General features: G+C 58.8%; 10 protein-coding genes. 7 read left to right on the forward strand and 3 right to left on the reverse strand.

From position 1 onward, the window contains the following. Positions 1-79 precede the first annotated feature (79 nt). Complete coding sequence (locus L6R44_RS01320; RefSeq protein WP_237422978.1) at positions 80-1486, forward strand: YchO/YchP family invasin; 1407 nt, start codon at positions 80-82, stop codon at positions 1484-1486. 3 nt (positions 1487-1489) lie between these two features. Here the strand turns inward: L6R44_RS01320 and narL are convergent, their stop codons facing one another. Further along, on the reverse strand, positions 1490-2140 hold the full coding sequence (gene narL, locus L6R44_RS01325) for a two-component system response regulator NarL (protein WP_237422979.1): 651 nt from the start codon (positions 2138-2140) through the stop codon (positions 1490-1492). After that, positions 2133-3929, reverse strand: coding sequence for a nitrate/nitrite two-component system sensor histidine kinase NarX (gene narX, locus L6R44_RS01330; RefSeq protein WP_237422980.1), 1797 nt, complete (start codon positions 3927-3929; stop codon positions 2133-2135). The genes narL and narX overlap by 8 nt, the downstream gene beginning before the upstream one ends. Positions 3930-4238: 309 nt before the next feature. Between narX and L6R44_RS01335 the strand changes: the two genes are divergently transcribed. The 5 genes from L6R44_RS01335 to narI all read left to right on the forward strand — a co-directional run bounded on the left by L6R44_RS01335 (position 4239) and on the right by narI (position 12675). After that, positions 4239-5636, forward strand: coding sequence for a NarK family nitrate/nitrite MFS transporter (locus tag L6R44_RS01335; protein WP_023335991.1), 1398 nt, complete (start codon positions 4239-4241; stop codon positions 5634-5636). A gap of 379 nt (positions 5637-6015) precedes the next feature. After that, entirely contained in the window at positions 6016-9759 is a 3744-nt protein-coding gene (locus L6R44_RS01340; protein WP_237422981.1) for a nitrate reductase subunit alpha, read from the forward strand. Then, positions 9756-11291: a nitrate reductase subunit beta gene (narH, locus tag L6R44_RS01345; RefSeq protein WP_237422982.1), complete on the forward strand. Its 1536-nt coding sequence runs from the start codon at positions 9756-9758 to the stop codon at positions 11289-11291. The genes L6R44_RS01340 and narH overlap by 4 nt, the downstream gene beginning before the upstream one ends. Further along, complete coding sequence (gene narJ, locus L6R44_RS01350; RefSeq protein ID WP_237422983.1) at positions 11288-11998, forward strand: nitrate reductase molybdenum cofactor assembly chaperone; 711 nt, start codon at positions 11288-11290, stop codon at positions 11996-11998. Before narH ends, narJ begins: the two co-directional genes overlap by 4 nt. Continuing rightward, on the forward strand, positions 11998-12675 hold the full coding sequence (gene narI, locus L6R44_RS01355) for a respiratory nitrate reductase subunit gamma (RefSeq protein WP_032641045.1): 678 nt from the start codon (positions 11998-12000) through the stop codon (positions 12673-12675). The genes narJ and narI overlap by 1 nt, the downstream gene beginning before the upstream one ends. Here narI and L6R44_RS01360 read toward each other — a convergent pair. After that, the gene (locus L6R44_RS01360; protein ID WP_237422984.1) at positions 12672-13568 is read right to left on the reverse strand and encodes a DMT family transporter; all 897 of its coding nucleotides are present in this window, start codon (positions 13566-13568) and stop codon (positions 12672-12674) included. The genes narI and L6R44_RS01360 overlap by 4 nt on opposite strands. Positions 13569-13676: 108 nt before the next feature. Here L6R44_RS01360 and L6R44_RS01365 point away from each other — a divergent pair, with 108 nt between their 5' ends. Beyond that, the gene (locus L6R44_RS01365; protein ID WP_237422985.1) at positions 13677-14120 is read left to right on the forward strand and encodes an Lrp/AsnC family transcriptional regulator; all 444 of its coding nucleotides are present in this window, start codon (positions 13677-13679) and stop codon (positions 14118-14120) included. The last annotated feature ends 95 nt before the right edge of the window (positions 14121-14215 follow it).

Here is a 14215-nt window from a genome sequence, read left to right on the forward strand (position 1 = left end):
CCAGGACTGTATTTCACCGCGTATCGCGTTAACATATTAAGAATTTATCCATAAACACAGGTTCTCATTTACGACGTTGATGGCCGTATCGTCCCCCATTCGTTTTCTGTTATTACTCCCCCTGATTATGGCCGGAGCCGTTCACGGCGCGCCGCATTCCTTTATCCAGCAGGCACAGAATCCCTTTGATAATGACGGGGACAATCTTCCCGATCTGGGTTTGGCCGCGCCAACCCGCGAGGGAGAAAAACACCTCGCCGAAATGGCGAAAGCCTTCGGTGAAGCAAGCATGACCGATAACGGCCTGACGACCGGCGAGCAGGCGCGTCAGTTTGCCTTTGGTCAGGTGCGCGACGCGGTAAGCGGCGAAGTGAACCAGCAGATTGAGTCCTGGCTTTCGCCCTGGGGGAACGCCAGCGTGAACCTGCTGGTGGACAACGAGGGCAAATTTAACGGCAGCAGCGGGAGCTGGTTTATCCCCTGGAACGATAACAACCGCTATCTGAGCTGGAGCCAGCTTGGTCTGACCCAGCAGACGGATGGCCTGGTCAGTAACGCCGGAATCGGCCAGCGCTGGGTCGCCGGGAAATGGCTGCTGGGTTATAACACCTTCTACGATAATCTGCTGGACGAAAACCTTCAGCGCGCCGGGCTGGGCGCGGAAGCGTGGGGAGAAAATCTGCGCCTGTCAGCGAACTATTACCAGCCCCTGGCCGGCTGGCGCGAACGCTCTGACGTCCAGGTGCAGCGCATGGCGCGCGGATATGACGTCACCGCTAAGGCCTGGCTGCCGTGGTTCCATCATCTGAATACCAGCGTTAGCTTCGAGCAATACTTTGGCGATAACGTCGATTTGTTCAACAGCGGCACCGGCTATCACAACCCGGTGGCGGTCAATCTGGGGCTGAACTATACCCCCGTACCGCTGGTCACGTTGACCGCCGGGCACAAGCAGGGCGAAAGCGGCGAGAGCCAGAATAATCTCGGGCTGAAGCTCAACTACCGCTTTGGCGTGCCGCTGGTTAAGCAGCTTTCCGCCGATGAGGTTGCCGCTACGCGCTCCCTGCGCGGAAGCCGCTATGACTCGCCGGAGCGCAATAGCCTGCCGGTGATGGAGTTCCGCCAGCGTAAAACCCTGTCGGTCTGGCTGGCCACGCCGCCGTGGGATCTCAAAGGGGGCGAGACCGTCATGCTGAAGCTTCAGATTCGCAGCGCGTATGGCATTCGCCAGATCCACTGGCAGGGGGATACGCAGGCATTGAGCCTGACGTCACCGGCGAAAAGCAACAGCAGCGAGGGCTGGAGCGTGATTATGCCTGCCTGGGATGAACGGGAAGGGGCCACCAACCGCTGGCATCTGTCGGCGGTCGTGGAAGATGAGAAAGGCCAGCGCGTCTCGTCCAATGAGATCGTGCTGACCGTCGTGCAGCCGCTGGTCGCCCTGCCGGACAACGATCCGCGCTGGAAGCTGCTGCCGGAGGAGTAATCCTTAAAAAATGCGCTCCTGATGCACCCATACGGCAGCTTCCACGCGGGATTTTAACTTCATTTTCTTCAGCATATGCTTCACGTGCACTTTGACCGTGCTTTCGGTGATATCCAGGCGGCGGGCGATCGTTTTGTTCGGCAGCCCCTGGGCAATAAGTTTGAGAATATCGCGCTCGCGCGGCGTCAGCTGGCTGACGTCACGGTCAGAGGTGGCGCGGTTGGCGCGCAGGCTGGCGGCCAGCACCGGCGTTAAGGTCTCACTGAGTACCATCTCGCCCGCCGCCGCCTGCTGCAGCGCCTTAAGCAAGTCTTCCGGCTCCATGTCCTTCAGCAGATACCCATCCGCACCGCGCTTCAGCGCCGTGACCACATCCTCTTCATGGTTCGACACGCTAAAGACGACGATGCGTCCGGAAAGCGATTTCTCACGCAGCTTGTCGAGGGTTTCCAGACCGTTCATGCCGGGCATGTTGAGATCGAGCAGGATCAGATCGGGATCGAGGGATTCGGCAAGCTCAATGCCCTGTTCACCGTTGCTGGCTTCGCCCACCACGGTGATATCGGGTGCCATGCTGACCAGCTGTTTTACGCCAGTGCGCAGCATCGGATGGTCGTCGATCAACAGGATGGATGCCGGTTCCTGATTAGTCATGGGTTTCTCCTTGAGCAGTTGTAAGCGGTTTTTCGGGAATAAAGGTGACGACAACTTCCGTGCCGCCCGTCTCTCTCCGGCGAACCTGGCAATCACCGCGCAGGCTTTGGGCGCGGTCTCGCATGATAATTAAACCATAGTGGTTAGTGCGTTCGGCATTTTCCGGCACGCCGCGGCCGTTGTCGTGAACCGTGAGCTTCACCTGATTGTCGTGCTGGCTGACGGTGACCGTGACCGCCGTCGCGTCAGCGTGTTTGAGCACGTTGCTCAGCGCTTCGCGTGCGATCTGCAGTAAATGGATGGCCTGATGGGAGGGGACAAACCGCGGCGGCAGCTGGTAATCCAGCTTCACCGGGAACCCCAGCCGGGCGCTAAATTCCTGACAGCTGGCCTCCAGCGCCGGGCGCAGGCCCGGCTCGGTCAGCTGCAGGCGGAAGGTGGTCAGCAGCTCGCGAAGCTGTATCCAGGAGGTGTTCAGCTCGTTGCGGATCTGGCTGAGCAGCTGCTTATTGCTTTCCGGCATCTGCGCATCCTGCATCTGCAGACAGCTCACCTGCATTTTCATACAGGAGAGCGACTGGGCGATGGAGTCGTGCAGCTCGCGGGCGATGGTCGCGCGCTCCTCCATGACGATCAGCTGCTGCTGCTTTTCCTGATGCCGGTCGAGCGCCAGCGTGGCCGTTAGCTGTTCGACCAGCGTATCAACCAGCTGCTGCTGGTCGTGGCTCAGGTGACGCCCGGCGGGCAGCGTTGCCAGCAGAATACCGTACTGGGTGTGGCTGTCGGTCAGGCGCCACTTCAGGGTGGTGCCGCCGGAGGTCAGCGGCGGCAGGCCGCGAGGGCAAAGATGGCAGCCTTTATCATCGCAGGACATATCCGACTGACAGGTAAATTCCTGATGGTTGTCTTCGTCTTCCACGTCGTAAACCCGCAGCTCCAGGTCGTGCAGCAGGGTCAGGTTTTGCAGGCCGTTCAGTACCGGCGAGAGGCGTTCACATAGCGGCACCTGCATGTGCAGACGACGGTTGGCCTGCCACAGGAAGGAGAGGATCTGGTTTTTCTGCTCCAGCCCTGCCGTTTTTTCCTGAACGCGCTGTTCCAGCACCGCGTAGCTCTCGGAAAGCTCAGCCGACATGGTGTTGAGCGCCTGGCCAAGCATCGCCATTTCGTTGCGTCCGCTGATGTGCGTGCGCTGGGTAAAATCCCGTGCGGTCACCGCGCGGGCCATGGCCAGCAGCTGTTTCCACGGACTCAGCAGCCGCGCGCGGAGCCAGATAATGGTGAAGACGAGCAGCAGAGCCATAAACAGCGCCATGGCGCGATGCACCATCACCACCCGGTCAATGCGTAATTCAGTGGTTTGATCGAAAGAGGAGACCAGGGCGTCAATGCGCGAGACAAAACCCGCCACGTCCTGCGCGACCGTCTCCGGGCTTTGCGCCTGTTTCAGCCCGGGTTCAAGCTGGGTGTGCCAGTAGCCCTGAAGGGCTTTAAGCTGGGATTGCTGACCGGCGCGGATGGCGGCATGTTCCAGTTCGGGGCTGAAGGCCGTGCGCTCCATTTCATCAATCAGGGGGCGATCGTCCTGCGTCAGGGGGATCGACGCCAGCAGGCGATAACTCTGCATGCGTAGCGAGCCTGCCTCGTTGATGGCATGGGCGTTACCCTGTACGCCCTGTACCAGCCTGCCGGAAATCGCCATGCCGGTTACGCCAATGGCGGTGGACAGCAGGACGATCAGCGCGAGCTGATTGACGAGCGTCAGCGGAGATAAACATCTTTTTAACATAGAGGTGGCGTGCTCCTGACGTGGCCTGCTTGCAGGAATGGCGCTATTCTGGTGCATACCCTGGAGTATACCCATACCTATAAATGATTACTCCTAAATTGCCAGCGGAGTATGCGTTGGAGGGTAGGGGGATCGGGGACGCGTCAGCGCCGTGAAAAACCACGTCTTTTTAACCGAAATCGCCTACTCACTAAGGATAAGGCCTTATTTTGCGCCGCAAATCCTCGCACTTTTCCTTTGATTTATATCAACTTACCGCCGCCCTAAAACCCTAATGTTTGCAGCATCATTCGAGAATCAGAGGTGTCTATGAGTCACTCATCCGCTCCCGAAAGGGAAAATGGTGCCGTTATTACAGACTGGCGTCCAGAGGATCCGGCGTTCTGGCAACAGCGCGGCCATCGTGTAGCAAGCCGGAATCTGTGGATTTCCGTGCCGTGTTTGTTACTAGCGTTTTGCGTATGGATGTTGTTTAGTGCGGTGGCGGTAAATCTGCCAAAAGTCGGGTTTACGTTCACAACCGATCAGCTGTTCATGCTGACCGCGCTGCCGTCGCTGTCAGGCGCGCTGCTGCGTGTGCCTTACGCGTTTATGGTGCCGGTGTTTGGCGGCCGTCGCTGGACGGCGTTCAGTACGGGCATCATGATCGTTCCCTGCGTGTGGCTCGGCTTTGCGGTGCAGGATACGTCCACGCCGTTTAGCGTGTTCGTGATTATCTCCCTGCTGTGCGGTTTCGCGGGTGCTAACTTCGCCTCCAGCATGGCAAACATCAGCTTCTTCTTCCCGAAAGCGAAGCAGGGCGGCGCGCTGGGCATCAACGGCGGTCTGGGCAACATGGGCGTGAGCGTGATGCAGCTGATTGCGCCGCTGGCGATCTCGGTTTCTATTTTTGCCGCCTTTGGCGGCGGTGGCGTTGAGCAGGCGGATGGTTCTTCCCTGTACCTGCAGAACGCCGCCTGGATCTGGGTACCCTTCCTGGTGGTCTTCACCCTCGCAGCCTGGTTCTTTATGAACGATCTGTCCGCGTCGAAGGCCTCGCTGAGTGAACAGCTGCCGGTGCTTAAGCGTGGACATCTCTGGGTGATGGCGCTGCTGTATCTGGCCACCTTCGGTTCGTTTATCGGTTTCTCTGCGGGCTTCGCCATGCTGTCAAAAACCCAGTTCCCGGAGATTCAGATCCTGCAATTCGCCTTCTTCGGGCCGTTTATTGGCGCCCTTGCCCGCTCGCTGGGCGGCATGGTTTCTGACCGTCTGGGCGGTACCCGCGTGACGCTGGTGAACTTCGTCGTGATGGCGGTCTTCTGCGCGCTGCTGTTCCTCACGCTGCCGGCTGACGGGCAGGGCGGTAACTTTATCGCCTTCTTCGGCGTGTTTATGGTGCTGTTCCTGACGGCCGGTTTGGGCAGCGCGTCTACCTTCCAGATGATCTCCGTGATCTTCCGTAAGCTGACCATGGATCGCGTGAAGGCGCAGGGCGGAAGCGAAGAGCAGGCGATGCGCGAAGCGGCGACCGATACCGCTGCGGCGCTGGGCTTTATCTCTGCCATCGGCGCAATCGGCGGCTTCTTTATCCCGAAAGCGTTCGGTATTTCGCTGGACCTGACCGGCTCTCCGGCTGGCGCAATGAAAGTTTTCCTCGTCTTCTATATCGCCTGCGTTGTGATTACGTGGCTGGTATATGGCCGTAATACCAAAAAAAATAAGTAAGTGTGATTATCCGTTTGCGCGGCCCCCGGGCCGCGTTTTTTTTGGCCTGTAAGTAGTTACAACATACTGAAAGGTTTGCACAGCAGCGCACCGGTAACACTGCGATCGCCGTCGCCATGCAGGGAGGTCTACCCCTTAATACCTGAGATGTTAAATTTTGCCGTGATTATTGTACGATGAAATCAAAATACCATTAAAAATCATATTGTTATGAATTTTTAAAATCTACCGCTTTGGTGGTATTTAACCTAACCCCACCCCTGAAAGTCCCTCCTCGGCTTGATCGTTATCAATTCTCCCCCTCTTTCAGAGCGTTACCTTCGCTGCAAATCAGCAATGTCGATTTAGAGAGCCACAGGCTCCACACAGGAGATACCCGATGAGCAAATTTTTGGACCGGTTTCGCTACTTCAAACAGAAGGGTGAAACTTTTGCCGATGGGCACGGCCAGGTTCTGGATACTAACCGGGACTGGGAAGACGGTTACCGTCAACGCTGGCAGCATGACAAAGTTGTCCGTTCTACCCACGGCGTAAACTGCACTGGCTCATGTAGCTGGAAGATTTTCGTTAAAAACGGTCTGGTAACCTGGGAAATGCAGCAGACCGACTATCCGCGCACCCGCCCGGATATGCCAAACCACGAACCGCGCGGCTGTCCGCGTGGCGCCAGCTACTCCTGGTATCTCTACAGCGCTAACCGTCTGAAATACCCCCTGATGCGTAAGCGTCTGATGAAAATGTGGCGTGAAGCGAAGGTTCAGCACAGCGATCCGGTTGATGCCTGGGCGTCCATCATCGAAGACGCGGATAAAGCAAAAAGCTTTAAGCAGGCTCGCGGCCGCGGCGGTTTTGTTCGCTCCTCCTGGAAAGAGGTGAACGAGCTGATTGCCGCCTCTAACGTCTACACCGTCAAAACCTACGGCCCTGACCGCGTGGCGGGCTTCTCGCCGATCCCGGCGATGTCGATGGTCTCTTACGCGTCCGGCGCGCGCTACCTGTCGCTGATTGGCGGCACCTGCCTGAGCTTCTACGACTGGTACTGCGACCTGCCGCCTGCGTCGCCGCAGACCTGGGGCGAGCAGACCGACGTGCCGGAATCCGCGGACTGGTACAACTCCAGCTATATCATCGCCTGGGGCTCTAACGTGCCGCAGACCCGTACCCCGGACGCGCACTTCTTTACCGAAGTCCGCTACAAAGGCACCAAAACCGTGGCGGTGACCCCGGACTACGCGGAAATCGCCAAGCTGTGCGATCTCTGGCTGGCGCCGAAACAGGGTACCGATGCCGCAATGGCGATGGCGATGGGCCACGTCATGCTGCGCGAATTCCACCTCGACAAGCCGAGCCAGTACTTCACCGACTACGTGCGCCGCTACACCGACATGCCGATGCTGGTGATGCTGGAAGAGCGTGACGGTTACTATGCCGCAGGCCGTACGCTGCGCGCCGCCGATCTGGTGGACGCGTTGGGCCAGGAAAATAACCCGGAGTGGAAAACCGTTGCGTATAACAGCAACGGCGAGCTGGTGGCGCCTAACGGCTCTATCGGCTTCCGCTGGGGCGAGAAGGGCAAGTGGAACCTTGAGCAGCGTAACGCCACCACCGGCGAAGAGACGGAGCTGCGTCTCAGCATGCTGGGCAGCCAGGACGAGATTGCCGAGGTCGGCTTCCCGTACTTCGGCGGGGAAGGTTCCGAGCACTTCAACAAGGTCGAGCTGCAGAACGTGCTGATGCACAAACTGCCGGTTAAACGCCTGACGTTAGCCGACGGCACTACTGCGCTGGTCACCACCGTTTATGACCTGACCATGGCGAACTATGGCCTGGAACGCGGCCTCGGCGATGAAAACTGCGCAACCGGCTATGACGACGTGAAGGCCTACACCCCGGCCTGGGCGGAACAGATCACCGGCGTACCTCGCGCACAGATTACCCGTATCGCGCGTGAATTCGCTGAAAACGCCGATAAGACGCACGGTCGCTCAATGATCATCGTCGGCGCGGGCCTGAACCACTGGTATCACCTCGATATGAACTATCGTGGCCTGATCAACATGCTGATCTTCTGCGGCTGCGTCGGCCAGAGCGGCGGCGGCTGGGCACACTACGTGGGCCAGGAAAAGCTGCGTCCGCAGACCGGCTGGCAGCCGCTGGCGTTTGCCCTCGACTGGCAGCGTCCGGCGCGCCACATGAACAGTACCTCCTACTTCTATAACCACTCCAGCCAGTGGCGCTACGAAACGGTGACCGCGCAGGAGCTGCTGTCGCCAATGGCGGATAAATCCCGCTACAGCGGCCACCTGATTGACTTCAACGTGCGCGCCGAGCGCATGGGCTGGCTGCCGTCCGCGCCGCAGCTGGGCACCAACCCGCTGCGCATCGCGGAAGCGGCGAAAAAAGCGGGCATGTCGGCGGTGGATTACACCGTTAAGTCCCTGAAGGACGGCTCAATCCGTTTCGCGGCTGAACAGCCAGAGAACGGTAAAAACCATCCGCGTAACCTGTTCATCTGGCGCTCCAACCTGCTGGGCTCGTCCGGTAAAGGCCACGAGTACATGCTGAAATACCTGCTCGGTACCGAAAACGGTATTCAGGGGAAAGATCTCGGCAAGCAGGGCGGCGTGAAGCCGGAAGAGGTGGAGTGGAAAGACAACGGCCTGGACGGCAAGCTGGATCTGGTCGTGACCCTCGACTTCCGTCTGTCCAGTACCTGCCTGTATTCCGATATCGTGCTGCCGACCGCGACCTGGTACGAAAAAGACGACATGAATACTTCGGATATGCATCCGTTTATTCATCCGCTGTCTGCGGCCGTTGACCCGGCGTGGGAATCGAAAAGCGACTGGGATATCTACAAAGACATCGCGAAGACATTCTCCGAACTGTGCGTCGGGCATCTGGGCAAAGAGACCGACGTGGTGACGCTGCCCATCCAGCACGACTCCGCCGCCGAACTGGCGCAGCCGCTGGACGTGAAGGACTGGAAAAAAGGCGAATGCGACCTGATCCCGGGCGTCACCGCGCCGCACATCATTCCGGTTGAGCGCGACTATCCGGCAACGTACGAACGCTTTACCTCTATCGGTCCGCTGATGGAGAAAATGGGTAACGGCGGGAAAGGGATCGCCTGGAACACCCAGAGCGAAATGGATCTGCTGCGCAAGCTCAACTACACCAAAGCGGACGGCCCGGCGAAAGGCCAGCCCATGCTGAATACGGCAATTGATGCGGCAGAGATGATCCTGACCCTGGCGCCGGAAACTAACGGTCAGGTGGCGGTGAAGGCCTGGGCGGCGCTGAGCGAGTTTACCGGCCGCGACCATACGCACCTGGCGCTGAATAAAGAAGACGAAAAAATTCGCTTCCGCGATATTCAGGCCCAGCCGCGCAAGATTATCTCCAGCCCGACCTGGTCAGGCCTGGAAGATGAGCACGTGTCCTATAACGCGGGTTACACCAACGTTCACGAGCTGATCCCATGGCGCACCCTGTCAGGCCGCCAGTCGCTGTATCAGGATCATCAGTGGATGCGCGACTTCGGTGAAAGCCTGCTGGTGTACCGTCCGCCGATTGACACCCGCTCGGTGAAAGAGGTGATGGGCGACAAATCCAACGGCAATCCGGAGAAAGCGCTGAACTTCCTGACGCCGCACCAGAAGTGGGGTATCCACTCCACCTATAGCGACAACCTGCTGATGCTGACGCTGGGTCGCGGCGGTCCTATTGTGTGGGTGAGCGAAGCGGACGCCAAAGAGCTGGGCATCAAAGATAACGACTGGATCGAGGTGTTCAACAGCAACGGTGCCCTGACGGCGCGCGCGGTGGTAAGCCAGCGCGTGCCGGCCGGGATGACCATGATGTACCACGCGCAGGAACGTATCGTGAACCTGCCGGGTTCAGAGATCACGGAGCAGCGCGGCGGTATTCATAACTCCGTAACCCGCATTACGCCGAAGCCAACCCACATGATCGGCGGCTATGCGCAGCTGGCCTACGGCTTTAACTACTACGGTACGGTAGGATCGAACCGCGATGAGTTCGTGGTGGTACGTAAGATGAAGAATATTAACTGGTTAGACGGCGAAGGTAATGACCAGGTACAGGAGAGCGTAAAATGAAAATTCGTTCACAAGTCGGCATGGTGCTGAATCTGGATAAATGCATCGGCTGTCATACCTGCTCGGTCACCTGTAAAAACGTCTGGACCAGCCGTGAAGGTATGGAGTACGCCTGGTTCAACAACGTTGAGACTAAGCCGGGCACCGGCTTCCCGACCGACTGGGAAAACCAGGAGAAGTACAAGGGCGGCTGGATCCGCAAGATCAACGGCAAAATTCAGCCGCGCATGGGTAACCGTGCGATGCTGCTGGGTAAAATCTTCGCTAACCCGCACCTGCCGGGCATCGACGATTATTACGAGCCGTTTGACTTCGACTATCAAAACCTCACTCACGCGCCGGAAGGCAAGCATCAGCCGATTGCGCGCCCGCGCTCGCTGATTACCGGCCAGCGTATGGCGAAAATCGAAAAAGGTCCGAACTGGGAAGACGATCTGGGCGGCGAGTTCGAGAAGCTGTCGAAAGACCAGAACTTCGAGAACATGCAGAAGGCGATGTACGGCCAGTTCGAAAACACCTTCATGATGTATCTGCCGCGCCTGTGCGAGCACTGCCTCAACCCGGCGTGCGTGGCGACCTGCCCGAGCGGCGCCATCTACAAGCGCGAAGAGGACGGCATCGTCCTGATCGACCAGGACAAGTGCCGCGGCTGGCGTATGTGCATCACCGGCTGCCCGTACAAAAAAATCTATTTCAACTGGAAGAGCGGCAAGTCGGAGAAGTGCATCTTCTGCTACCCGCGTATCGAAGCGGGCATGCCGACCGTCTGCTCCGAGAGCTGCGTAGGCCGTATTCGCTACCTCGGCGTGCTGCTGTACGACGCGGACGCGATTGAAACTGCCGCGAGCACCGAAAACGAGAAAGATCTGTACCAGCGTCAGCTGGACGTGTTCCTCGATCCGAACGATCCGAAGGTGATTGAGCAGGCGCTGAAGGACGGCATTCCGCAGAGCGTGATCGACGCGGCGCAGCGGTCGCCGGTCTACAAAATGGCGATGGACTGGAAGCTGGCCCTGCCGCTGCACCCGGAATACCGCACGCTGCCGATGGTCTGGTACGTGCCGCCGCTGTCGCCGATCCAGTCTGCTGCCGATGCGGGCGAGCTGGGCAGCAACGGCATTCTGCCGGACGTCGAAAGCCTGCGCATTCCGGTTCAGTACCTGGCTAACCTGCTGACCGCAGGGGATACCCAGCCGGTACTGCTCGCGCTGAAGCGTATGCTGGCGATGCGCCACTTCAAGCGTGCGGAAACCGTAGACGGCGTGACCGATACCCGCGCGCTGGAGGAGGTTGGTCTGAGCGAAGCGCAGGCGCAGGAGATGTACCGCTATCTGGCGATTGCCAACTACGAAGACCGCTTCGTGGTGCCGAGCAGCCACCGCGAGCTGGCCCGCGAGGCCTTCCCGGAAAAAAGCGGCTGTGGCTTTAGTTTTGGCGACGGTTGCCACGGGTCAGACAGCAAATTCAACCTGTTCAACAGCCGCCGCATCGACGCCATGGATGTGACCAGCAAAACGGAGCCGCACCAATGATTGAACTCGTCATTGTTTCGCGTTTGCTCGAGTATCCGGATGCTGCGCTTGCGCAGCATCAGCAGGAGCTTTTTGATGCACTCGCGTCATCTGAAAACCTGGACAAAGAAGATGCCCAGCGGCTTGGCGTTTTCCTCCGCGACCTGTTAGCGCGCGATCTTCTTGACGCGCAGGCGGACTACAGCCAGCTGTTTGACCGCGGACGCGCAACCTCGTTACTGCTGTTCGAACACGTACACGGTGAATCCCGCGACCGCGGTCAGGCGATGGTGGATCTGATGGCCCAGTACGAGCAGCACGGCCTGATGCTCGACAGCCGCGAGCTCCCGGACCATCTGCCGCTGTACCTGGAGTATCTGGCGCAGCTGCCGAAAGACGAGGCGCTGGGCGGCCTGCAGGATATCGCCCCGATCCTGGCGCTGCTCGGCGCGCGTCTTCAGCAGCGCGAGAGCCGCTATGCGGTCTTGTTCGATCTGCTGGTGAAGCTGGCGAACGCCGCTGTCGACAGTGAAAAAGTGGCGGAAAAAATCGCTGATGAAGCCCGCGACGACACCCCGCAGGCGCTGGATGCGGTCTGGGAAGAAGAGCAGGTGAAATTCTTTGCTGACCAGGGCTGCGGCGAGTCTGAAATCTCCGCTCACCAGCGTCGTTTTGCCGGGGCGGTCGCTCCGCAATATTTGAATATCTCTAACGGAGGACGGCACTAATGCACTTCCTGAATATGTTCTTCTTTGACATTTACCCGTATATCGCGGGCACCGTGTTCCTGGTGGGAAGCTGGCTGCGCTATGACTACGGCCAGTACACCTGGCGCGCCGCCTCCAGCCAGATGCTGGATCGTAAGGGGATGCACGTCGCGTCTAACCTGTTCCACATTGGTATTCTGGGGATTTTTGCCGGTCATTTTCTCGGGATGCTGACGCCGCATTGGATGTATGAAGCGTGGCTTCCCATCGAGGTGAAGCAGAAGATGGCGATGATCGCCGGCGGCGCCTGCGGCGTGATGACCCTGGTAGGTGGCCTGCTGCTGCTGAAACGTCGTCTGTTCAGCCCGCGCGTGCGTGCGACCACAACCGCGGCGGACATCCTGATCCTCTCCCTGCTGGTGGTGCAGTGTGCCCTGGGTCTGCTGACCATTCCGTTCTCGGCGCAGCATATGGACGGCAGTGAAATGATGAAGCTGGTCGGCTGGGCGCAGTCCGTGGTGACCTTCCGCGGCGGCGCGTCCGAACACCTGGACGGCGTGGCGTTTATCTTCCGCGTTCACCTGGTGCTGGGGATGACGCTGTTTGTGCTGTTCCCGTTCTCCCGTCTGGTGCACATCTGGAGCGCGCCGGTGGAGTACCTGACGCGCAAATACCAGATTGTACGCGCCCGTCGCTAATTCACCGTTTTAATACCAACCCCGCGCTCGCGGGGTTTTTTTTCGCCCCAGCCCAGGTTGTTGCCCGCCGCGGCAAACAGGATCAGCGCGCCGCCCGCCAGCTGCGTCAGGCTGAGCGCGTGTCCGAACACCAGCTTATCGACAACGATCGCCACCACCGGATAGATAAACGACAGGGAGCCGGTTATGGGCGTAGGGAGCTTCTGAATCGCGCTGTAGAGCAGCTGGTACATAATGCCGGTATGGCCGATGCCGAGCGTCAGCAGGGTCGGCCAGGGAAAATCACCGGAAAATGACGGCAGGCTCGCAAACGGTATGAGCATCACGACGCCCGTCAGCACCTGGATAAAAGCGATATGCTGCGGTGCAATGGACCTGAGCTTGCGGGCGATAATCGCCGTGACCGCGTAGAAGAACGCTGCGGCCATGGCCAGACCGATTCCGGCGAGCCATTCACTGCCGTGCGCGCCGGTCAGCTCGCTGGAGAGCAATATCACCACGCCGCCAAAGGCGAGGACCAGCCAGCCCCATTTTATGAGGCTGACGCGTTCGCCTAAAAACATCCCCATCAGAACCAGCATAAACGGCTGGGTGTTATAGACCACGGTCGAAAGACCAATTGAGATCCGCTCATAGGCGGCGAAGAGCAGCAGCCAGTTCACCACGAGCGCCACGCCGCCGAGAATGGCCAGCAGCAGCGTGGTGCGGGTGAGGGGGCTAAAGGGCTTTTGACCGACCCGAATAAAAATAAAAAGCGCCATCGCCCCGATTAGACAGCGCCAGAACACCACCTCCGTCACCGGCAGACCGCTGAGTAAAACAAACGCACCGATAGAGCCGGAAATTAACATCGCGAGGCTCATCTGCCACACGCCTTTATGGAAATCACGCATCGTTCACCTCCTGATTTAATGACGCTATTGTCGAAAATCGCTGTCGTGTTTTACAGGGGTGATATAAGGTGAAAAGGAGTGATAGCTTTTTAAAATTAGGTGAATGCGATGGAGTACCTTATCGATGAAATCGACCGACGAATTGTAGCCTGCCTGGTTGAGGATGCGCGTATGTCCCTGAAGGTGCTCAGCGGGCGTATTGGCCTGACCTCCCCCAGTACGGCAGAACGCCTGAAGAGGCTGGAAGAGCGCGGTGTGATTCAGGGATATCGTGCGCGGGTGAACCTGGCGGCGTTGGGATATACGCTGCAGGCGCTGGTGCGGGTGCGGCCCTTACCGGGGCAGTTGCAGAAGGTGGATAAATACATTCAGGCGATGCCGGAGTGTATTGAGAGCGACAAAGTGACCGGGGAAGATTGCTTTGTGATTAGGCTGGTGGTGCGATCCATAGAGCAGCTGGATGCACTGCTGGACGGCCTGGCAGAGCATGCCCAGTGCAATACGTCGATTGTGAAGAGTTCGCCGGTGACGCGGCGTTTGCCGCCGATGTAGGTTTCTGTCGCCGGGTGGCGGCTGCGCCTTACCCGGCCTACAAAAGTGGGCTCAGTTCGGTTTTTTTATGATTTTTGAAGTAATGGTGGTGGGGG

This window comes from Enterobacter cloacae complex sp. ECC445 (assembly GCF_021892025.1).
Classification (GTDB): Bacteria; Pseudomonadota; Gammaproteobacteria; order Enterobacterales; family Enterobacteriaceae; genus Enterobacter; species Enterobacter chengduensis.

Bases quoted from the DNA above. Each gene is read 5' to 3' on its own strand.
- L6R44_RS01320 (WP_237422978.1), top strand. From the start codon at position 80: ATGGCCGTATCGTCCCCCATTCGTTTTCTGTTATTACTCCCCCTGATT.
- narL (WP_237422979.1), bottom strand. From the start codon at position 2,140: ATGACTAATCAGGAACCGGCATCCATCCTGTTGATCGACGACCATCCG.
- narX (WP_237422980.1), bottom strand. From the start codon at position 3,929: ATGTTAAAAAGATGTTTATCTCCGCTGACGCTCGTCAATCAGCTCGCG.
- L6R44_RS01335 (WP_023335991.1), top strand. From the start codon at position 4,239: ATGAGTCACTCATCCGCTCCCGAAAGGGAAAATGGTGCCGTTATTACA.
- L6R44_RS01340 (WP_237422981.1), top strand. From the start codon at position 6,016: ATGAGCAAATTTTTGGACCGGTTTCGCTACTTCAAACAGAAGGGTGAA.
- narH (WP_237422982.1), top strand. From the start codon at position 9,756: ATGAAAATTCGTTCACAAGTCGGCATGGTGCTGAATCTGGATAAATGC.
- narJ (WP_237422983.1), top strand. From the start codon at position 11,288: ATGATTGAACTCGTCATTGTTTCGCGTTTGCTCGAGTATCCGGATGCT.
- narI (WP_032641045.1), top strand. From the start codon at position 11,998: ATGCACTTCCTGAATATGTTCTTCTTTGACATTTACCCGTATATCGCG.
- L6R44_RS01360 (WP_237422984.1), bottom strand. From the start codon at position 13,568: ATGCGTGATTTCCATAAAGGCGTGTGGCAGATGAGCCTCGCGATGTTA.
- L6R44_RS01365 (WP_237422985.1), top strand. From the start codon at position 13,677: ATGGAGTACCTTATCGATGAAATCGACCGACGAATTGTAGCCTGCCTG.